This is a genomic window from Novosphingobium sp. GW835-FHT14H07 (genome assembly GCF_058793515.1).
This window is the reverse complement of record NZ_JBXAFX010000023.1, coordinates 13,007-33,397: the sequence shown is the minus strand read 5'-3', so window position 1 is coordinate 33,397 and position 20,391 is coordinate 13,007. Positions and strand designations below refer to the sequence as shown.

Annotated in this window: 19 protein-coding genes and 1 tRNA gene; 6 read left to right on the top strand and 14 right to left on the bottom strand. The window is 64.9% G+C overall.

The window, feature by feature from the left end:
* The first annotated feature begins 551 nt into the window (after nucleotides 1-551).
* The 3 genes from AC1Q5P_RS17025 to AC1Q5P_RS17015 are packed head-to-tail and all read left to right on the top strand — an operon-like array spanning nucleotide 552 to nucleotide 5,322.
* Nucleotides 552-2,960 carry a TonB-dependent receptor gene (locus AC1Q5P_RS17025; RefSeq protein WP_492519587.1) on the top strand — a complete coding sequence of 803 codons (2,409 nt, stop codon included), beginning with the start codon at nucleotides 552-554 and terminating at the stop codon, nucleotides 2,958-2,960.
* A 10-nt stretch (nucleotides 2,961-2,970) separates the two neighbouring features.
* Nucleotides 2,971-4,332: an MFS transporter gene (locus tag AC1Q5P_RS17020; protein ID WP_092960293.1), complete on the top strand. Its 1,362-nt coding sequence runs from the start codon at nucleotides 2,971-2,973 to the stop codon at nucleotides 4,330-4,332.
* A 36-nt stretch (nucleotides 4,333-4,368) separates the two neighbouring features.
* A complete protein-coding gene (locus AC1Q5P_RS17015) occupies nucleotides 4,369-5,322 on the top strand; it encodes a TauD/TfdA dioxygenase family protein (RefSeq protein ID WP_427467256.1) in 954 nt (317 codons plus the stop codon).
* Between the two features lie 134 nt (nucleotides 5,323-5,456).
* Here AC1Q5P_RS17015 and AC1Q5P_RS17010 read toward each other — a convergent pair.
* From AC1Q5P_RS17010 to AC1Q5P_RS16995, 4 genes are all read right to left on the bottom strand, one after another.
* Nucleotides 5,457-5,532: transfer RNA gene (locus tag AC1Q5P_RS17010), tRNA-Lys, on the bottom strand.
* A 38-nt stretch (nucleotides 5,533-5,570) separates the two neighbouring features.
* The gene (gene folK / locus AC1Q5P_RS17005; RefSeq protein WP_492519586.1) at nucleotides 5,571-6,059 is read right to left on the bottom strand and encodes a 2-amino-4-hydroxy-6-hydroxymethyldihydropteridine diphosphokinase; all 489 of its coding nucleotides are present in this window, start codon (nucleotides 6,057-6,059) and stop codon (nucleotides 5,571-5,573) included.
* A gap of 17 nt (nucleotides 6,060-6,076) precedes the next feature.
* A complete protein-coding gene (aguB, locus tag AC1Q5P_RS17000) occupies nucleotides 6,077-6,925 on the bottom strand; it encodes an N-carbamoylputrescine amidase (protein WP_039336450.1) in 849 nt (282 codons plus the stop codon).
* Nucleotides 6,926-6,987: 62 nt separating this feature from the next.
* Nucleotides 6,988-7,845: a class I SAM-dependent methyltransferase gene (locus AC1Q5P_RS16995; RefSeq protein ID WP_492519585.1), complete on the bottom strand. Its 858-nt coding sequence runs from the start codon at nucleotides 7,843-7,845 to the stop codon at nucleotides 6,988-6,990.
* 77 nt (nucleotides 7,846-7,922) lie between these two features.
* Between AC1Q5P_RS16995 and msrA the strand changes: the two genes are divergently transcribed.
* Nucleotides 7,923-8,459, top strand: coding sequence for a peptide-methionine (S)-S-oxide reductase MsrA (msrA, locus tag AC1Q5P_RS16990; protein WP_492477329.1), 537 nt, complete (start codon nucleotides 7,923-7,925; stop codon nucleotides 8,457-8,459).
* A gap of 93 nt (nucleotides 8,460-8,552) precedes the next feature.
* Here msrA and dapE read toward each other — a convergent pair whose 3' ends face one another.
* From dapE to rpmH, 7 genes are all read right to left on the bottom strand, one after another.
* Nucleotides 8,553-9,680: a succinyl-diaminopimelate desuccinylase gene (gene dapE, locus AC1Q5P_RS16985; protein ID WP_492519584.1), complete on the bottom strand. Its 1,128-nt coding sequence runs from the start codon at nucleotides 9,678-9,680 to the stop codon at nucleotides 8,553-8,555.
* On the bottom strand, nucleotides 9,680-10,354 hold the full coding sequence (locus AC1Q5P_RS16980) for a glutathione S-transferase family protein (RefSeq protein ID WP_492519595.1): 675 nt from the start codon (nucleotides 10,352-10,354) through the stop codon (nucleotides 9,680-9,682). The genes dapE and AC1Q5P_RS16980 overlap by 1 nt, the downstream gene beginning before the upstream one ends.
* A gap of 428 nt (nucleotides 10,355-10,782) precedes the next feature.
* A complete protein-coding gene (gene yihA, locus AC1Q5P_RS16975; RefSeq protein ID WP_492519583.1) occupies nucleotides 10,783-11,436 on the bottom strand; it encodes a ribosome biogenesis GTP-binding protein YihA/YsxC in 654 nt (217 codons plus the stop codon).
* A complete protein-coding gene (yidC, locus tag AC1Q5P_RS16970) occupies nucleotides 11,433-13,223 on the bottom strand; it encodes a membrane protein insertase YidC (RefSeq protein WP_193827583.1) in 1,791 nt (596 codons plus the stop codon). Before yidC ends, yihA begins: the two co-directional genes overlap by 4 nt.
* 48 nt (nucleotides 13,224-13,271) lie before the next feature.
* Nucleotides 13,272-13,481 (bottom strand): membrane protein insertion efficiency factor YidD, encoded by a 210-nt coding sequence (yidD, locus tag AC1Q5P_RS16965; protein WP_084278662.1) that lies wholly within the window; start codon nucleotides 13,479-13,481, stop codon nucleotides 13,272-13,274.
* Nucleotides 13,478-13,879: a ribonuclease P protein component gene (gene rnpA, locus AC1Q5P_RS16960; RefSeq protein WP_039336438.1), complete on the bottom strand. Its 402-nt coding sequence runs from the start codon at nucleotides 13,877-13,879 to the stop codon at nucleotides 13,478-13,480. Before rnpA ends, yidD begins: the two co-directional genes overlap by 4 nt.
* A 37-nt stretch (nucleotides 13,880-13,916) precedes the next feature.
* Complete coding sequence (gene rpmH, locus AC1Q5P_RS16955; RefSeq protein ID WP_039336437.1) at nucleotides 13,917-14,051, bottom strand: 50S ribosomal protein L34; 135 nt, start codon at nucleotides 14,049-14,051, stop codon at nucleotides 13,917-13,919.
* 169 nt (nucleotides 14,052-14,220) lie between these two features.
* Between rpmH and AC1Q5P_RS16950 the strand changes: the two genes are divergently transcribed.
* The gene (locus AC1Q5P_RS16950) at nucleotides 14,221-15,543 is read left to right on the top strand and encodes a sensor histidine kinase (RefSeq protein ID WP_052242581.1); all 1,323 of its coding nucleotides are present in this window, start codon (nucleotides 14,221-14,223) and stop codon (nucleotides 15,541-15,543) included.
* Nucleotides 15,544-15,564: 21 nt separating this feature from the next.
* On the opposite strand, the gene AC1Q5P_RS16945 is transcribed toward AC1Q5P_RS16950, so the two are convergent.
* The 3 genes from AC1Q5P_RS16945 to AC1Q5P_RS16935 all read right to left on the bottom strand — a co-directional run bounded on the left by AC1Q5P_RS16945 (nucleotide 15,565) and on the right by AC1Q5P_RS16935 (nucleotide 19,586).
* Nucleotides 15,565-17,883: a CDC48 family AAA ATPase gene (locus tag AC1Q5P_RS16945; protein ID WP_039336436.1), complete on the bottom strand. Its 2,319-nt coding sequence runs from the start codon at nucleotides 17,881-17,883 to the stop codon at nucleotides 15,565-15,567.
* A gap of 393 nt (nucleotides 17,884-18,276) precedes the next feature.
* Nucleotides 18,277-18,756, bottom strand: coding sequence for a COG3650 family protein (locus tag AC1Q5P_RS16940; protein ID WP_052242580.1), 480 nt, complete (start codon nucleotides 18,754-18,756; stop codon nucleotides 18,277-18,279).
* Nucleotides 18,757-18,806: 50 nt separating this feature from the next.
* Nucleotides 18,807-19,586 carry a universal stress protein gene (locus AC1Q5P_RS16935; RefSeq protein ID WP_039336435.1) on the bottom strand — a complete coding sequence of 260 codons (780 nt, stop codon included), beginning with the start codon at nucleotides 19,584-19,586 and terminating at the stop codon, nucleotides 18,807-18,809.
* A 146-nt stretch (nucleotides 19,587-19,732) separates the two neighbouring features.
* Here AC1Q5P_RS16935 and AC1Q5P_RS16930 point away from each other — a divergent pair, with 146 nt between their 5' ends.
* Entirely contained in the window at nucleotides 19,733-20,377 is a 645-nt protein-coding gene (locus tag AC1Q5P_RS16930; RefSeq protein ID WP_492519582.1) for an HAD-IA family hydrolase, read from the top strand.
* The last annotated feature ends 14 nt before the right edge of the window (nucleotides 20,378-20,391 follow it).

The window sequence follows — 20,391 nt, the reverse complement described above, 5'->3', positions numbered from 1 at the left end:
GTGAGGTCCGGGTTGACCGAGAAGACTCAACCAGATAAGTAGAGATTAACCCGCAGGACATCCGACGATCAGGTCGGCCTGCACATCCAGGGTCCTGATCCGCGGCATTTGATGGGAAGCAGCTTGCTCCGCGTGAACAACCGCTAAAGCGCGCGATGCTGGGGCGACGGCGCCAGGCATCGTGTTCCCCTCCAATCAAGAGGTGATACGATGCACAAGCCCATGACGCGCGCCTAGAGCGCGCAAACCACCGGACACGATTGACGGACCTGCCGCCCCGACCGGGCGCGGTCCGCTCTCGTCCGCCTCTCTCACCATAACGCCAGTTCGGCGCGGCCCTTGCGGTCGCCGCCCGGAGGAATGCGTCATGCGACCGCTAACCAGCTCCGACCTTGCGGAACTGGCCCGGTATCCCGCGTCCCTGCAACAGTCGATCGTTGCCCTTTGCGGCGTCGCCCCCGGCGACCCCGTGCGCGAAGCCGTGCCCGTTCCCGCTGCCTTCAATCGCCGCCCCGACGCGGCAAGCCACTTGGGTTCAGGGAAGTAATGGAATGAACAGGGTTTTTCTCTTCAAGCAGCGCCAGCTTATCCTTGCAGGCGTGGCTTTGGGCTCGCTCATCGGCGCGGCTCCGGCTTTCGCCGCCGAGCAGCCTGCCGATGTCGAGGTTCCGGCAGTTGCCGCCGAAGACGCCGGCGAGGCCGGTGAAGCCATCGTTGTCACCGCCTCGCGCCGCCGCGACGAGGATGTCCAGGACGTGCCGGTCGCCATCAGCGTGATCAGCGCCGACGCGTTGGAAAGGCGTGGCGACTTCACCCTCGGCCAGATCCAGCAGCAGGTACCGAGCCTGCAGGTGTTCAGCTTCAATCCGCGCAATACCAACATCAACATCCGTGGCCTGGGCTCGAACGTCGCGCTGACCAACGACGGGCTCGAGAACGGCGTCGGCTTCTATATCGACAACGTCTACTACGGCCGCGTCGGGCTTTCACAGTTCGACCTCGTCGACCTGCAGAGCATCGAAGTGCTGCGCGGTCCGCAGGGCACGCTGTTCGGCAAGAACACCACCTCGGGCGTCATCAACATCACCTCGCGCAAGCCGAGCTTCGATCCCGAGCTTTCGGGCGAGGCGAGCATCGGCAATTACGGCTTCCGGCAAGTCCGGGCTTCGGCCTCGGCAGGTATCCTGCCCGATCTGCTCGCCGTGCGCATCTCCGGCGCGATCAGCGGGAACGACGGCTTCCTGTTCAACAAGACCACCAATACCCGCGCCCAGAACTACCGCAACGAGAGCATTCGCGGCCAGTTGCTGTTCACGCCGGACCCGGACTTCGAGGTGCGGATCATCGGCGACTACGCAAAGCAGGAGCAGGATCACGTGCTCTCGGTCTTCGCCGACCTGCACACGACCTATGCCAATGGCGCGACGATACCCAACAACTTTGCCCTGCGAGCTGCCCGGTTCCCTGGCTACACCCTCCCCGCCTTCAGGCCGTTCGACCGCATCGGCGAGGCCGATAGCCACTACCAGTCGAACATGTCGGGCTATGGCGTTTCAGGCGAGGTCAACTGGGACTTCGGCAGCGCGGCCCTGACCTCCATCACCGCCTATCGCTGGTGGGACTGGAACCCGGCCAACGATGGCGACAGCACCTCGCTGCCCATCACCACCAAGGCCCAGCAAGCCAACCGCCAGCGCCAGTTCAGCCAGGAGCTGCGGCTTGCCTCGATGGGCAACCGCACGGTCGACTACGTGATCGGCGCGTACTACTTCTGGCAGGTCGTCAAGGGCTATGGCGCCACCCGCTATGGCTCGGCTGCCGCGCTGTGGAACCTGCCTGCGGCCGACCAGACCCTCGCCAATGCGGCGCTGAACGGGTTCGAGGCAAATTCGACCTCGACGCCGGAAACGCGCACATTCGCGCTGTTCGGGCAGACCGACTGGCACATGTCCGATGCCCTGACGCTGACCACCGGCCTGCGTTGGACGCACGAGAAGAAGGCGGGCGCGTTCAGCCAGTTCTGGGTGGATGGTGCCGATCTTTCCGGCTTCACCCCGGCGCAGGTCACCGCGATCAACGCGATCCGCACCCAGTTCAACCCGGTGACAAGCTTCGCGACGAAATTCAGCGACAACAGCCTGTCAGGGCTGGTCACGCTGAACTGGAAGGTTGCGCCGGACGCGAGCGTCTATGGCAGCTATTCGCGCGGCAACAAGTCGGGCGGACTGAACCTGACGGCGCTGCCCGCCGGCATTGCGCCCGAAGTCGCCCCGGAAAAGGTTGATGCGTTCGAGCTGGGCTTCAAATCCCGGTTCCTCGATCGGCGCGCCACCTTCAATGCTGCTGCGTTCTGGACCGAGATCCGCGACTATCAGACGGCAATCACCGAACAGGTGCCCAACACCGTCAACGTGCGCCAATATATCGCGAACATCCCCAAGGTGCGTTCGCGCGGAGTTGAGGGCGACCTTGCCTTCCAGGCCAGCGACAGTCTCTCGTTCACCGCATCGGCAAGCTACACCGACGCCAAATACGTCGAGTACGCCAACGCACCGCAGGCGGTGGAGAACCTCAACCTCGGCGGTATCCAGGACCTGTCAGGCAAACCGCTTTCGGGCGTTCCGAAGTTCGCATGGTCAGTCGGTGCCGACGGCAACACGCCGTTGGGTGAGCTCGGCGGGCGCGAACTGAGCCTTTACGCCCACGCCGACTACGCGCACCGCTCGAGTTTCAATACATCTGCAACCAACTCCGCATGGGCGCAGGTTCCGGGCTTCGGCATCGCCAATGCGCGCATCGGGCTGAAGACCGACGACGGGTTGTGGGACCTGTCGGTCTGGGCGCGCAACCTGCTCAACGAAGACTATTTCCTCAACCTCTCCGCCGGCAACACCGGCGTGGTCACTGCCCAGGTGGGCGAGCCACGCACTTATGGTGTGACGTTGCGGACGCGACTGTGAGGCTGGCCGCATGACAACAGGATCCCCCGTCAGTTCGCCTTCTGGTAGCTACCACCGCCTTGCTGCGATCTACGTGCCGGTCACCGCTGCTGCTCAGCCAGTTGCTGCCTGGCTCCCCGCCATTCTTGCGCGAGACTATGGCGTGCCACTCACGCTGGTAGGGACGCTGTATCTGGCGGGCCAGTTGCTCAACTGCGCGCTCGACCCGATAGTCGGCGCATTGAGCGACCGCACGCAGAGCCGCTTCGGCAGGCGGCGACCGTGGGTAGCGGGCGGGGGATCCTTGTTCGTCGCTGGCAGCGCTATGCTGTTCTTCCCGCCTGCGAACCTCGGCGTTGGCTGGCTGATTGCTGCACTGGCCGCCTATTACATCGGCCTTGCGCTTCTCTCCACGCCGCTGCTGGCGTGGAGCGGCGAGATCGCCACCGGCTATCACGACCGGACCCGCGCGGCATCAACCTTTACACTGTGGCAGTCGATTGCGCTGGTAGGTGCCCTTGCGCTGGCGGCACTCGCCCAGCATCTGCGACCCGGTGACGGTCAGTTGCAACTGACGCTGTTCGGTTCGCTTGTCCTCGCTGCCGCTATCCCGGCGCTGTGGCTGACGCTGTCCAATCGCGATGACAGCGCGCCTGCTGCTCTGGCACTCCCGCTGTCGCCACTGGCCGCCGCGCGCGCGGTGCTCGGCAACCCGCTGCTGCTGCGCGTCCTCGCTTCGGACGCCGCAGTCCGGGCAGGACAGGGCATCCGCACGACGCTTTTGCTGTTCTACGTGACCTTCTATCTCGGAAGGCCTGAATGGGGTGCAGGACTGTTCCTGTTCCAATACGCCTTCGGCATGCTCGCCGCGCCGATCTGGCAGCGCATCGGTGTATCCCTGGGCAAGCGCCGGGCTGCCATTCTCGCCGAAGTGCTGCAGGCACTGATCAACCTCGCGCTGGTGCTGACCACGCCCGACCGGTTCTGGCTGGTCCTTGCGCTCGCCTTTGCTCAGGGGATCACACAGGGCTCAGGCAACATCATGCTGCGCTCGATGGTCGCCGACGTTGCCGACAAGCACCGCGCCGAGACCGGCGAGGAGCGCGCCGGCCTTTACTATTCAGTCTTTGCCCTGGCCGACAAGATCGGCGGTGCGCTTGCCGCAGGCATCGCCCTGCCGCTGATCGCGTGGCTGGGCTTCGATCCGAAGTCCGCCGCAAACTCTCCTGAGGCGTTGAACGGCCTGTTGCTTGTCTTCGCGACCGGACCGGCCCTCGCCCATGCCATCTCCGCTGCCGTCATATCGGGCTTCGCGCTCGATGCCGAACAGCACAACGCCATTCGCCGCCAGTTGGACACCGCCGCCGACCCCGCGCTCCAGCCCGCCGAATAACACCCCAAATCCTTACCCCAAGTAGGAGTAACCCACATGAATGCCATCACCACCTATGCCAATGCCAAGGACCCGAACTCCCCGCTCGACATCGTTCCGATCACCGGGACGATCGGTGCCGAAATCCGCGGGGTGACCCTTTCCGGCGATCTTGGCGCGGAGACCGTGCAGGCGATCAAGGACGCGGTCGTGCGCCACAAGGTCGTCTTCTTCCGTGGCCAGAAGGAACTGGACGACGCACGCCACGAAGGCTTCGCCTCGCTTTTCGGCGATCCGGTGGCACATCCCACCGTGCCGGTGGCCGAGGGTTCGCGCTACCTGCTCGAACTCGACAGCAAGGAAGGCTACGCCGCCTCGAGCTGGCATACCGACGTGACGTTCGTCGATGCCTATCCCAAGGGCTCGATCCTGCGCGCGATCACCATTCCCGAAGCCGGTGGCGATACCGTCTGGGCCAATGGCGAGACAGCTTACGAAAGCCTCCCTGAAACGCTGCGCCAGCTGGTGAACAACCTTTGGGCAGTCCACACCAACCTCTACGACTACGCAGCGGTCCTCTCGAACGCGCCGAAGGGTGACGCGGTGGAGAAGGAACGGCAGCTGTTCCAGAAGAATGTCTTCGCCTCGACCGTCTACGAAACCGAGCACCCGGTGGTCCGCGTCCATCCCGTCTCGGGACAGCGCAGCCTGCTGCTGGGCCATTTCGTCAAGCAGTTCGTCGGGCTGAACCAGGCTGACTCTTCGCGCCTGTTCCAGATCCTGCAGGACCACATCACCCGTCCCGAGAACGTCGTGCGCTGGCGCTGGCAGCCCGGTGACGTGGCCTTCTGGGACAACCAGTCGACCCAGCACCGCGCCGTCGCCGACTTCGGCCTGCAACGCCGCACCCTGCGCCGCGCGACAATCGCGGGCGAAGTGCCGGTTGGCATCGACGGTCGCAACAGCCGCACCGTTCGCAAGGAAAAGGCCACGGAATACCAGCCTGCCTGAGGGCCGGCAGGGGCGGCGGCCCTCACCGTCGCCCCATTCCCGTGGCAAACGGGAGATGGAAAAGAGTCCGGCTTCGAGCGACCAGCAGGCCACTTGCGATAGCTCTGCAATTCGGCATCACTGCGGATCTGTAATGGTGAGCCCTGCTGGGTTCGAACCAGCGACCTACTGATTAAAAGTCAGTTGCTCTACCGACTGAGCTAAGGGCCCGCCTGCATTGACGCGGATCGCGCGTCAGGCGTGGCGCGTCACCTAGGGGGCGTGGGCGAGCGGGTCAAGCCTTTGGCGAGCCGGTGATGCAACTGCTGCACTGTCAGTCCGGTAATCGGATCGCGCCAGCCAGCGGCAACGCGCGCCGCCGGACCCAGCACGAAATCGCGCTTGCGGAATTCGGGGTGCGGGATGATCAGGCTCTCGTCCGCCCAGCACCCGCCGGACCACAAGACAATGTCGAGATCGAGCGTGCGCGAGCGCCAGCGCTGCCCTTGTCGGCGACGTCCGAACAGGGCTTCCACAGCCTGCAGTTCGTCCAGCAGCTCGTGGGGTTCGAGACCGGTCGAAACCACAGCGATGCCGTTGCAATAGACGCGCTGCGACGGACCTATCGGCCTGCTGCGGATCGTCGGGGACACCGCACCGATCCTGCAGTTGCGCCGCCCGATCTCATCCAGCGCCGCCCACAGGATCGCCGAAGGATCGCCATGGCGCGGATGGCGCTGGTTCGAGCCGAGCGCCACGATGTAGCGGTGCAGGCTCAGATGTCCTCGGCAAGCCGGCCGTAAAGCTGCGGGCGGCGATCGCGGAAGAAGCCCATGCCAGCACGGTGCGTGGAAGCGCGCTTGAGGTCGATCGTCCCGTGCAGCACACCGGTTTCGCTGGCGCCGAACTCCGCAAGGTAATCGCCCCATTCGTCAGAAATGAAGCTGTGCCCGTAAAAACGCTGGCCATCTTCGGTCCCGATGCGATTGGCGGCGATGACCGGCATGCAGTTGGAGACGGAATGGCCGATCATCGCGCGGCGCCACATGCGGCTGGTGTCGAGATCGGCGTCATAGGGTTCGCTGCCGATTGCGGTGGGGTAGAACAGCAGCTCTGCCCCCATCAGCGCCATGGCGCGGGCGCATTCGGGATACCACTGGTCCCAGCACACGCCCACGCCGATGCGCGTGCCGAAAACGTCCCACACCTTGAAGCCGGTGTTGCCGGGGCGGAAGTAGTACTTCTCCTCATAGCCGGGGCCATCGGGAATGTGGCTCTTGCGATAGATGCCCATGACTTCGCCATCCGGGCCAATCATCGCCAGCGTGTTGTAGTAGTGGTGCCCGTCGCGCTCGAAGAAGCTGGTGGGGATGGCAATGCCGTGCGCCTTGGCGAGCTTGCGCATCTCGCGCACCGACGGGTCCGCATCGAGCGGATAGGCCATCGAGAACAGGGCCTCGTCCTCGACCTTGCAGAAATAGGGCCCGGCGAAGAGTTCGGGCGGCAGCACGATCTGCGCGCCGCCACGCGCGGCCTCTTCCACCAGCGCGGCAGTGGCGGCGATATTCTCGGCCTCGCCCCCGGGAAGGGCGAGTTGCAGGGCGGCGACGGAGATCGTGGTCATGGGTGGGACCTAAGGCCCCTGCCCCGGCAATTCAACCGCCGCCGTTTGCGATCAACGCAAGATCAGGGACGCTTGCGGAACAGCAGGGTCATGCGGTCGCTCTCGCCGATGGCCTGCAGCTTGGCCTTGGTGGCCTCGTCCGGATTGCCGCCCAGCTGCGGTGGCAGGGTCCAGACGCCGTTTGGCCAGTTCGCCGGGTCCTTGGGGTTGGCGTTGGCCTCGCTCTTGCCGACAAAGGTGAAGCCGTTGATCTCCATGAACTTGATCACGTCGGCTTCGCGCAGGTAGCCCTTCGAACCGTCGGTGAAGGAGTAGGGCGCATCAGGCTTGGCGCGGTGCTGCTCGATGCCGATCATGCCATCGGGCTTCAGCAGCTCGCGCATCTGCTTGATCTCGTGCGCGGCAAGGTTCCAGCGCAGCAGGTTGTGCATCATGCGCATGACGAGGATGCGGTCGAACGTGCCCTTTTCGCTGTCGGGAAGGACATCGAGGGTGAAGGCCGAGAAGCGCTCAGCCGGTTGGCCCGACCATTCCGCAACCTCCGCCGGATACTTGGTCGCGCCTTCGCGGATGCCCGCCTTCATCTTGTCGCCGAACGCACTCGACGTGGGGTCGAAGTACAAGCCGACCAGCTTGCCCTTCGGGCCGAGATAGAGCCCGAGCAGACGTGAATACCAGCCGCCGCCCGGCGCATATTCGCCCACCTTCATCGTCGGCGAAACCTGAAAGAAGCTCAGCGTCTCCGCAGGCTTGCGATGGACGTCACGGGCACGGTCCTTTTCGCGCAAGGGGTCAGCGACTGCGGCGGCAAGGGCCGGGTCGATCATGGCCGATGCCGTCTTCGCAGTCTCTGCCATTACGGGATTGGCAAGGCTGCTGCCAGCAACGGCAGCAAGCAAGGCAAGGCTCAATGAACGCATGGGGAGATTCTCCTTCGGGCCGGTGACAAGCGGGGGAGGCGTACTTATCTCTTACTCAATTCAGGAGAATATAGCGCATGAGCGAACAAGCAACGGCCATCCTCGCAGGGGGATGCTTCTGGTGCACCGAGGCAGTGTTCCGCGACGTCATCGGCGTGAGCAATGTCGAAAGCGGCTACATCGGCGGTACGGTCGAGAACCCGACCTACAAGCAGGTCTGTTCCGGCAACACCGGACATGCCGAAGCTATCCGCGTGACGTTCAATCCCGAAACGATCAGCCTCGACCAGATCCTTGATATCTTCCTCGCCACGCACGATCCGACGCAGCTGAACCGCCAGGGGAACGACGTCGGTACGCAGTACCGCTCGGCCATGTTCCCGGCAGACGAGGCGCAGAAGGCCGCGATGGAAGCCGCCATTGCCCGCGCCCAGCCGGATTGGCCGGGGCCCATCGTCACCACGATCGAACCGATGGCAACCTGGTATCCGGCCGAGGACTATCACCAGGAATATTGGGAAGGCGAAGGCCAGCGGAACCCCTACTGCCTCGCCGTAATTCCGCCCAAACTGATGAAGCTGCGCAAGAGCTTCGCGTCGAAAGTCAAAGGCTGAGGCCTTTGATCGGCACCGGCCCGCTCCCCCACCCGGCCACCCATTCAGGGTACTCTCGTGGGTGGCCGGGTGGGGGAGTGGGCCGGTGCCGCCTCACGCGCGCAGCGCAGATAACGTGATACGCCGGTAGATGCGCTGGAGGACGGACAGGTCTTCCAGCGCCACCGCCTCGTCCTTCTTGTGCATCGTCGCGTTGCACAGGCCGAATTCCACCACCGGGCAGAGGCTGCGCAGGAAGCGCGCGTCCGACGTGCCGCCGCTGGTCGAGAGTTCGGGGTCGAGGCCGGTCTCGGCCTTCACCGCCTCGGCGATCAGCGTCGAGTAATCGCCCGGCAGGGTGATGAAGCTCTCGCCGGAAATGACAGCACGAACCTCACCCTTGTGCCGCCGCGCCACGTCCTCGACCATCGCGACCAGCCCCGCCCCGGTGTGACGATCGTTGAAGCGGATCGAGATGCGCGCGCGCGCCTCGGCGGGGATCACGTTCGTCGCCTTGTTGCCCACTTCAAGGTCGGTGATCTCTAAGTTCGACGGCTGGAACCACTCCGTGCCCTCGTCCAGCACCAGCGCGTCAAGGTCAGCCAGCAGCGTAATCAGTCGCGGGATGGGATTGTCGGCGAGGTGCGGATAGGCAACGTGGCCCTGCGCGCCCTTGCAGGTGATCCACATGTTGACCGAACCGCGACGGCCGATCTTCACCATATCGCCCAGACGGTGGACCGAGGTCGGCTCGCCTACCAGGCACAGGTCCGGCTCTGTCTTCATTTCGCGGATCAGTTCGATCAGCGGCACCGTGCCGTAGCGCGCCGGGCCTTCCTCGTCGCCAGTGATGATGAAGCTTAGCGTTCCGGCCTCGGCCGGAACCTCGGCCGCAGCGGCAACCATCGCGGCGATCGAGCCCTTCATGTCGACCGCGCCGCGCCCGTAGAGCAGCTCGCCCCGGCGCTCGGCCTTGAAGGGACCAGTCGTCCAGCCCTCACCCGGCGGGACGACATCGAGGTGCCCGGCAAAAGCGAAGTGCCGCGAGCCTTCAGGACCACGCCGGATCGCGAACATGTTCTCGACCGGGCCGTCGGGTGCTTCGCCCGCCACGAAGCGATGGATTGCGAACCCTAGCGGTTCGAGCATTCCTTGCAGGCAGTCGAATACCGCGCCGGTTGCGGGCGTCACGCTTTCGCAATCGATCAGCTGCTCGGCCAGGATTACAGGATCAAGAGACATCAGCGCGCGGGCTCCTCGAACTGCTCGATGGTCCAGCCCTCGCTCTCGGCGGCTTCGATCCACTGTTGCATCCAGTCGTGCGTCCAGACCGCTTCCATGTAGGTAATGGCGAAGCCGGGCACAGGCACGCCGTAGGTCATGAAGCGGGAGACGACGGGGGCATAGATGATGTCAGCGGCGCAGAAGGTGCCGAACAGGAACGGCCCGCCCTTGCCGAACCGCGCCCGCGCCTCGGCCCAGAGCGAGAGGATGCGCACGATGTCGGCGCGAACCTCGGCGCTGATCTCAACGCCCTCGACACGCTTGCGGATGTTCATCGGCAGGCTGCGGCGCAGCGGCAGGTAGCTCGAATGCATCTCGGCCACCATCGAGCGGGCCATGGCGCGCGCGGTTTCGTCCTTGGGCCAGAAGCGATCCCGCCCGACCTTGTCGGCAAGATAATCAATGATCGCGAGGCTGTCCCAAACCACAGGTGCGTCTTCGCCATCGCCGTCCCACAGGATCGGCACTTTGCCCGAAGATGGTGCAAGTTCGTCCGTCCGGCGCGCTTCGTCCCAGTCTTCGCCGTAGAGCGGGACGGTGATTTCCTCGAAGTGCAGGCCGGACTGCTTGCACGCCAGCCAGCCCCGCAGCGACCAGCTGGAGTAGTTCTTGTTGCCGATGATCAGCTTCATCGTATTCGCCCTGTTACGCCTGCGAGCCGCGTAGCCGTTCAGGTTCGCTGTGTCGACCGTGAACGGGTTTACACGGTTTACACAGTTCAGGGCGTGTATCGTCTCGATCCCTCGTAGAGCTTCGTGGAGGCGATATTCGGCCAGCATAGCGGGCGCCGTCACGGCTTCGCGCAAGGTTTGGCCGAAGGAAATGCGGGCGGGGAGGAGCGGATCGCGGTAGGGCATGGCGCGAAGGCTGCGTCATGCGCGCGGCTGTAGGACAGCGCTTATCGTTCCGGAATGGTGCGGTGTTGGAAATGGTCGGCGGTTTTCGCCGCTTGCCCACCCCCGACCCCTCCCGCTTGCGGGAGGGGAGATTGCGTTAGGCCCGTCCCGCCTGCGGCCGGGGAGGAATAACTGACGCGCTCGTCATTCAGAAAAGAGAGATGTTAGATTAACGAATCCTTCAGCACGGCTGCGCGCAGTTCCTCGATGCCCATTTTCTTTTCGGAAGAGGTGACGAGCACTTCGGGATAGGCGGCCGTGCGCTTGCGCGCTGCAGCGATGGTCTCGGCCGTGACGGCTTCGAGTTCGCTGGCCTTGATCTTGTCTGCCTTGGTCAGCACGACGCGATAGCCGACGCCCGCTTCATCGAGCATCTGCATCATGTCCTCGTCCACCGGCTTCACGCCGTGGCGGCTGTCGATCAGCAGCAGCGTGCGCTTCAGGACGACACGTCCGCGCAGGAAATCGCGGACCAGCCGGCGCCACTGCTCGACCACCTTGGGCGGGGCCTTGGCGAAGCCATAGCCCGGCATGTCGACCAGGCGCAGGCGCGTCGGCTCGCCCACTTCGAAGTAGTTCAGTTCCTGCGTGCGCCCCGGCGTGACCGAGGTGCGCGCAATCGACTTGCGCCCGGTCAGCGCGTTGAGCAGCGACGACTTGCCGACGTTCGATCGGCCGGCAAAGGCGATCTCGGGCACGTCAGGATCGGGCAGGTGCTTGAGCGCAGGGGCCGACTTGAGGAACTCGACGCGCCCCGCAAAGAGGAGGCGCGCCTGTTCGATCAGTTCGGCGCGGGCAGCTTGTTCTTCAGGTGTCACCGCGTCTTCGGCTTCCGGTTGGCAGCAGGCTTCTGCTCACGCGCAACCGAGCGGTCGACATCGAGCTGGTCCTTGTCGGCCTGGGCCTTCAACTGCGGGTGCTTGCTGTAGAGGTACTTCTGCTGCGCGATGGTCAGGATGTTCGAGGTGATCCAGTAGATCAGCAGGCCCGCCGCAAACGGCGCCATCACGAACATCATCATCCACGGCATGATCGCGAAGACCTGCTGCTGCGCCGGGTCCATCGCCGCCGGTTGCAGCTTGAACTGCAGCCACATCGTGATGCCGAGCAGGATCGCCAGCACGCCGATGGCGAGGAAGCTGGGCGGGGTGAACGGCAGCAGGCCGAAGAGGTTGAGCACGTGCAGCGGATCGGGCGCGGACAAGTCCTTGATCCACAGCGCGAACGGCTGGTGCCGCATTTCGATGGCCAGCGTCAGCACCTTGTAGAGCGCGAAGAACACCGGGATCTGCAGGAACATCGGAAGGCAGCCGGCCAGCGGATTGACCTTCTCTGTCTTGTACAGCTCCATGATCTTCTGCTGCTGGGTCTGCTTGTCGTCCTTGTAGCGTTCCTGCAGCGCCTTCATCTTGGGCTGCAGCGCGCGCATCGCCGCCATCGAGGCGAACTGGCGCTGGGCGATCGGGAACATCACACCGCGCACGATCAGCGTCAGCAGGATGATCGCCACGCCGAAGTTCTTGACCAGCTTGAACAGCGAATCGAGCAGCCAGAAGATCGGCTTTTCGAACCAGCGGAACCATCCCCAGTCGATCGCGAGGCTGAAATTGGTGACGCCAGTGGCTTCGTACTTCTCGAGAACCGAATTTTCCTTGGCACCGGCAAACAGACGGACCGTCTGGCTCTGCGCCTTGCCCGGGGCGATGGACACGCCGGGATAGATCAGGTCGGCGCGGAACACGTTGTTGCCAAGCGAACGCAGCGAACCTTCGGCCTTGGCCCCGGCATCCGGGATCAGCGCCGAGAGCCAGTAGATATCGGTAAACCCGATCCAGTTGGTTGCACCCTTGAGCGCGACGGCTTGGCCGGGGGCTTCGGTCACGGTGGAATAGTTGTTGTCGAAGTTCACCGAGCCATCGAGCGCGGCAATCGGCCCCGAATGGAGCTGCCAGGTATCCACGCTTGCCGTCTTGTCGGTGCGATTGACCAGCGCGAAGGGCTTGACCACGACCGGTGCGGCGCCGGTGTTGGCGACGCTCTGCGTTGCGGTGATCATGTAATCGCTGTCGATAGCGTATTTGATCGCGAAAGTCTGGCCGGTGGGATTGGTCCAGCGTAGCGTGACCGGGGTCTGCGGTGTCAGCCTTGCGCTATCGGCCTGCCAGACGGTGTTGGTGTCGGGCGTCGCTACGCCCTCGCCCACCCAGCCGATCTGAGCATAGTGCTGCGCTGGCGTGCCCGCAGGCGAGAACAGGCGCACGGGCGGGCTGTTCTTGTCGACGTTCTCGCGGTGACGGACCAGCGTCACGTCATCGACGAGCGCGCCCTTGAGGTTGATCGAACCCTTGAGGCCCGGCGCGTCGATGGCGACACGGTTGCCGGCGGCGAGTTCGGCGCGCAAGTCCTTCTTCTCGAGCGCGATGTCAGCCGCGTTCTGCAGTCCGCCTTCGCGCGTGGGCTTTGCGGCATCGGTGCTGGCAGCGGTCGCTGCCGCCTGTGGCTTTGCCGGCGGCGCGGGGTAGAACCAGCGCATGGCCGCTTCCCAGCCGATCAGCAGCAGACCCGTCAGGATCACTGCCATTATGACGTTGCGCTGATTCTGCACCGTGTTCGCGTCCTAAATCTAGAAGTCGTCTTGGTCAGGGCACCCGGCCTAAGGTACGGGATCATAGCCGTGCCCGCCCCAGGGATGGCAGCGCAATAGCCGCTTCGCCGCGAGCCAGCCACCCTTAATCGCGCCATGCTTTTCGAGCGCTTCGATCGCATATTGCGAGCACGAAGGGCTGTAGCGGCAGGATGGCGGAAGCACGCGCGAAGGGCCGAGCTGCCAGCCTCGGGCAATGAGGATGAGCAGGCGCTTCACTTGCCCCTGCCGTGGCTGGAACGCTGACCGCCACGCTTTCTCGGCGGGTCGCCCTTGCCTGCAGCGGCGCGGGACAGGGCGACGGCCAGTTCCTCGCGCAGCAGGGCAAAGTCGCGCTCGACGCCGCCTTCACGGCCGATCATCACGTGGTCTGCGCCGGCAATGCCGGCATCAGGCAGGGCTTCGCGCAGCAGGGCGCGGAAGCGGCGCTTCATGCGGTTGCGGACGACCGCGTTGCCGATCTTCTTGGTGACGGTAACGCCGAAGCGAAGGTCGGCCTCTTCGGCAGGCACGACGTCGCGGTTCACCAACAGCACGAATCCGGGCCTTGCGACCCGGATTCCGCGATTGGCAGCAACGAAGTCTGCCCGTTTCCGGATGGTGGCGATTCGGGTCATCCCCGCCTTCGCCGGAACCGGATCTATGCTGAAAGGCTTAGGCCGACAGCTTCTTGCGGCCACGCGCACGGCGGGCGGCGAGAACCTTGCGACCACCGACAGTGGCGGTGCGGGCGCGGAAGCCGTGGCGGCGGGCACGCACGAGGTTGCTGGGCTGGAAAGTGCGCTTCATGGCTTTTCTCTTCTATATCGAATCTGTGGACTGGCACTTGCCGCGGGACAAAGCGCCGGAATCAGGGGGTGGCCGATAGGCGACAAGGCGATTTGCGTCAACCCTGCAGGCAAAGGCACAAGCGCTTCAATACATTGCCGATGCAAGCCATAGGGTCTAGGCCCCCCGGATGAACAGGGAAAACGAATCCCTCCTCAAGGAGATGAGGCTGCACTGGTGGCAACGCGCGCCGCGGATCCCCACGCTTGCGTTGTTCGCAGTCGTCGCCCTGGCGCTGATCGGCACCTTCTCGTTGATCATTGCCACGGTCGAGGTCGAACGCACCCAGCGCCAGCAGGCCGCCCGCACCAGCGGCATCATCGCTTCGCTCGACGAGATCGTGCGCGCCACGATGAGCGGCGAGACCGGCCAGCGCGGCTACTTCATCACCAGCGACACCCGCTACCTCGAACCCTACCGCGAAGGCCAGGGCCGCTATGCCGCCGGCATGCGCGCATTGCGTGACCGCATGGGGCCGGACCTGCCGGCAGAGCAGGCGAATCTCGTTGCCGAGATTGCGCGGCTGGGCGACGCCAAGTGGGCCGAGATGGCCGGCGTGGTCGACCTTGTCGAACAACGCCGCATTCCCGACGCCCACGCCCGGCTGCTGTCCGACGAAGGCCAGCTCGCCATGAACGGCTTGCGCAAGGCCGTGGCCCGGCTGGAAGACATCGAGCGCGTGCGTCTGGATCAGGCGGCGCAGCGCGCGGCCAATGCCGAGGCGCGCATCCTGCCTTCGCTGGCCGCGCTGTTCGTGGTGATCGTCTGCGCCTTGGCGCTGGGGCTGTGGCAGGCGATCCGCAAGGCCGAGGCCGAGGCTCTGGCAGAGGGCGCCGCCGCCATTGCCGAAGCGCGCGACCGGGCCGACCTGCTGGCCAAGGAACTCAACCACCGCGTCAAGAACCTGTTCGCGGTGATCCTCGCCATCGTCAAGATGAGCGCGCGGGGCGATGCTGCGGCCGCCCCCGCGGTGGATCGCATCGCGAAGCGCATCCACGCGCTCGTCACCGCGCACGAGGTCACGCAAGGGTCGGGCAAGGACCAGACGGTCGACCTGGCCGAGCTGATCGGCAAGGTCATCGCGCCGTACCGTTCTTCCAGCGAGCGGTGCGAACTCGACGGCGGCACGGTGAACCTGCCGGGTCGGCACGCGGTGCCGCTGGGCCTCGTCCTGCATGAACTGGCGACCAATGCCGTGAAGTACGGCGCCTGGTCCGCTCCCGGCGGCCTGCTGCGCATCCGCTGGGAGAGCGAGGACTCGCGCGCCAAGGTGATCTGGGAAGAGATTGCCGCCGGCGAAGCGGCTGGACCGACAGAGCAAGGCCGCGAAGGCTTCGGCTCAGCCCTGATCCGCTCGTCCGAGCGTCAGCTGGGCGGAACGATCGTCCGCCGCTTCGAAGCACGCGGCATCGTCGTGGAAATGGACTTCACGCTGGAAGGCGGAGAGGCCTGAACCTCTCCGCCCGCGTTGCCGTCAGCCGTGCTTCGATTCGCGCAAGGGCGTGACCATTCCCGGCGTGATGAAGCCAAGCGGTCCCGGATTCATGGCGCGCTTCTTCAGCTCGCCCTTCATCCGGCCGTACTCTTCCTCCATCTGTTCGGTCACCGTCGCGCGTGACGCCTCCAGTGCACCGGCGAAGTCCTCCGCGGTGACCTGATCGACATTGCCGCCCGCACGGCGAATGGCGTTAAGGCCAGCGCGACGCACCACGTCTTCGAGATCGGCACCGGTAAAGCGCTCGGTCTCGCGCGCGATACGACCAAGGTCCACATCGCCAGCCAGCGGCATGTTGCGGGTGTGGATGCCAAGGATGTGCTCGCGGCCCTCGACGCTCGGCGTGCCGACATAGATCAGCTCGTCGAAGCGGCCCGGACGCAGGAGCGCCGGATCGACCAGATTCGGGCGGTTGGTCGCGCCGATCAGCACCACCGACTGCAGTTCCTCCAGCCCGTCCATCTCGGCAAGGATGGTGTTGACCACCCGCGCCGTGACGTTCGGTTCGCCCTGCCCGCTGCCACGCGCGGGAACGAGGCTGTCAATCTCGTCGATGAACACCACGCAAGGTGCGACCTGGCGCGCGCGCGCAAAGAGCCGGGCAATCTGCTGCTCGCTCTCGCCGTACCACTTTGACAGCAGGTCGGACGACTTGATCGCGATGAAGTTGGCCTCTGCCTCCTTCGCCACGGCCTTGGCCAGCAGCGTCTTGCCGGTGCCGGGCGGACCATAGAGCAGGAAGCCCTTGGCCGGACGAATGCCGAGGCGGTGGAAGGCCTCGGGATTCTTGAGCGGCAGTTCGACGCCCTCGCGCAGCTTGTCCTGCGCATCGTCGAGGCCGCCGATGTCGGCCCAACCGATGGTTGGCGCCTGCACCATGACTTCGCGCATCGCCGATGGCTGCACGCGCTTCAATGCCTGCAGGAAGTCGTCGCGCTCCACGCGCAGGTTGTCGAGCACGTCCTGCGGGATCGTCTGCTGCTCGAAATCGAGCTGCGGCATGATCCGGCGCACTGCCTCGATCGCCGCTTCGCGGGCCAGCGCGGCAAGGTCGGCACCGACGAAGCCATGCGTGGTGCGGGCCAGTTCCTGCAAATCGACGTCCTCGGCCAGCGGCATGCCGCGGGTGTGAATGCCGATGATCTCGCGGCGACCGGATTCGTCCGGCACGCCGACGACGATCTCGCGGTCGAACCGGCCGGGCCGGCGCAGCGCTTCGTCGATCGCATCGGGGCGATTGGTCGCCGCGATCACGACAAGGTTGGACCGGCTGTGCAGTCCGTCCATCAGCGTCAGCAACTGCGCAACCAGCCGCTTCTCCGCCTCGCCGTGAACCTCGCTGCGCTTGGGCGCGATCGAATCGATTTCGTCGATGAACACGATCGAGGGCGCGTTGCGGGTCGCTTCCTCGAAGACCTCGCGCAGGCGCTTCTCGCTCTCGCCATAGGCCGATCCCATGATTTCGGGGCCGTTGATGGTGAAGAACGAGGCATCGCTTTCATTGGCCACGGCACGCGCCAGACGCGTCTTGCCGGTCCCCGGCGGGCCATGCAGCAACACGCCCTTGGGCGGATCGACGCCCAGGCGCGTGAACAGTTCGGGATAGCGCAGCGGCAGTTCGACCATCTCGCGCAGTTGCCGGATGGTATCGCCCATGCCGCCGACGTCGTCATAATTGACGTCGGCACGGCTCGAGCGTGGCTCCTCGTATTCGGGCCGCAGTTCCACCTCGGTGTTCTCGTCGATATGGACCACGCCCTTCGGGCTGGTCGAGACCACGGTCAGGCGGATCTGGGTCAGCGCGAAGGCAGGCGCATTGAGCATCTGGCGCAGCTGTGGCGGCATGTCGGTGCGGTTGACCTGCTGCTGCCCGGCGGTCGCCACGAGATCGCCCGTCACCAGCGGACGCCCGGCAAAGTTGCGCTTCAGCGCCACGGCCGGTCCTTGCAGGCGCAGTTCCTTTTGCGCGGGCGCGAAGACGACGCGCTGCGCAGGCCGCGAATCGATTTTGCGCACTTCCACGTGCTCACCCGAACCGACATCGGCGTTGGCGCGCTGGAGGCCATCGAGGCGGATCAGTTCCAGCCCCTCGTCCTCGGGATAGGGCTGGATCACCCGCGCCGCCGTGGCGCGCTTGCCGACGATCTCGATGACGTCGCCTTCGGTCACGCCCAGCTGCGACATCACATGCCGACTGATGCGGGCAATGCCGTGGCCGCTTTCTTCCTGACGAGCACCCGCAACCTGAAGGCGCACGGTGCGCGCATCGGTCCGGGCTTCGGTTGCCGCATCTGCCATGAGCTTTAAGAAATCCCCTTGAGCTATCGACGGGTTCCGATGTGGGAACCGGCAATCAGGATTTCAAACGCGGGAGGCCTGCGAAGGTTGCGAAGAGCGTCGCTCCGCCCGGAACGCAGGCAAAAAAGACCCGGCAGTTGCCCGCCGGGTCGGAAAGTTTTGGGAGAGGATGCCTGAAAGGCAGGTTCTGTATGCACTGCACACACATATTGTGCAATTGCGAAATGATCGGGATTGGTTGCAGTTTTTGCAATTTATCGCATAAACCGCTGTTTCACAGGGATTTTGCAGTTGTTTCAAGCGTAACGATACCAGGTCGTTCCGTTCGCAATTGTTTGCAGGCATGTCGTGCGACTCGTCGTTGTGCAGCGCACAAGCGTGATTTGGATACCATCAGCGCGCGCAGCCACGCTGGGTGTCGTTGCCGAGACGCCGTGTCACGGTGAAGGGATAGACCGTGTCCGACATGCCGTCCGAACAGGACCCTGCACTGACTTCAAGCACCAGCGCCCTCCCCTCGACCTGGCCGGAGAGAATCGCCTTCCCTTCGACATCCTGCCGTTTCACCGGAACGACCAGTCCATCGGGCTGCTCGGGCGTGGACCACGAGAGCTTGTCCACGTCCACCCGCGCAGACCAGAACGGCTCGGTGCCGATGGCGCGAAAAGATGGCGGCACCGGCGCTGGCATCACTGCGGCCGCTTCGGTTGCTACCAGCGCAGGCGGCTCGGCAGGCGGCATGGAATCGGCTTCGACTGCGGCTGCACTTTCCCCCGCCACGCCGGTCGGTCCGGTTGCCGGCTCCGGAGAGCAGGCCGCAAGCGAGACAGTGACCATCAGGGCGAGCGCGGGAAGCGAGCGGATCGTTGTCATTGCCGCATTCTGGCTCGCACCCGGGCTGCGTCGCAACCGGGCCCCAGGCGTCAATGCGCCAGCAGCAGCGGAATCTGCGACCGGTCGAGCATTTCGCGCGACACGCCGCCCATCAGCAGTTCCCGCAGGCGGCTGTGCCCGAACAGGCCCATGACGACGAGGCCGGCGCCGAGACTGCGGGCGCATTCCTCGATCGTGAAGGCGATCGAACCGTTGCGCTCCTGTTCATGCACTTCGGCATGGATTCCGTGGCGCGAGAGATAGCAGGCCGCATCGACCGCCGGGAAGGTATCGTCCTTCTCGCGCACGGTCAGGATATGCACCGACTTCGCCATCGCCAGGAACGGCAAGGCAGCGCGCAGGGCGTTGGCGGATTCATGCCCGCCGTCCCAGGCGATCAGCACCGGTGCCGCGAAATCGAGCATCGGCACGCCGCGTGGCACCGCCAGCACAGGGCTGCGCACGCCAAGAACCAGTTCCTCGACGCTGGGATCGTCCAGCGTGGCCACGATCAGGTCGGCAAAGCGCGCGGCGGCCGCTGCAGCTTCGACCCGGCCGTTGTCGTCTATCGCGACGTCGAAAGCGACGTCCTGCGGAGCCAGCCGGGCATCGAGCTCGCGCGCAAACGCCTCGTCGGCCTCACGCGCTTCGTTGATTGCGGCAGCGGAAATGGCGGCACCGCCGAACGGCTCCCACGCCGCCATTTGCGCGAACGGAGTCGCGATCACGAAGGTGACATGCCCTCCGGTCTTGCGGGCCAGCGCCAGCGCAGTTTCCACGCGGTCGTTCAGGGTTTCGGACTTTTCGACGGGGCAAAGAATGGAGCGCATCGGGATCCTCCTGTCCTTCAATGGGAAAAGTCTGCCTTCGCCGCCGTCAACATACGATGATCCACATCAAAACGGAGGAAAAATCCGATGGCCTTGTCCGATTTCACCGATCGGTTAAGGCTGCGCGCCACACAAAGGGAGGCACGATGGCGTACGCAGCGGTGATTTTCGATTTTGGCGGAGTGATCACCTCCTCCCCGTTCGAGGCGTTCAACCGGCTCGAGGCGGAACGGGGCCTGCCGCAGGACTTCGTCCGTTCCGTCAATGCCCGCAACGGCGATACCAACGCCTGGGCGCTGTTCGAACGCGCCGAGATCGACAGCGCCGAATTCGACCGCCGCTTTGCGCAAGAGGCCCGGGCGCTTGGCCACGAGCTTGATGGCGCGTCGGTCCTGGCCGTCCTTGCCGGCGCGGTGCGTCCGGCGATGGTGTCGGCGCTCGATCGGCTGAAGGCAGAAGGCTACCGGCTTGGCTGCATCACCAACAACGTGCCCACCGGCCACGGCGCCGGCATGGCCCGCAGCGCCGACGCGCACGACGAGCTCGAACAGATCTTCGCCCGCTTCGAACACGTCATCGAAAGCAGCAAGGCGGGCGTGCGCAAGCCAGATCCGCGCATCTACCTGATGATGTGCGAGACGCTGGGCCTCGCCCCGGCGCAATGCGTCTACCTCGATGACCTCGGCATCAACTGCAAACCGGCCGCCGCGCTGGGGATGCAGGCGATCAAGGTGACCAGCGGCGAACAGGCCCTGGCCGACCTCGGGCAGGTTCTCGGCCTTTCCTTTTGACCTGCATGGCGGCT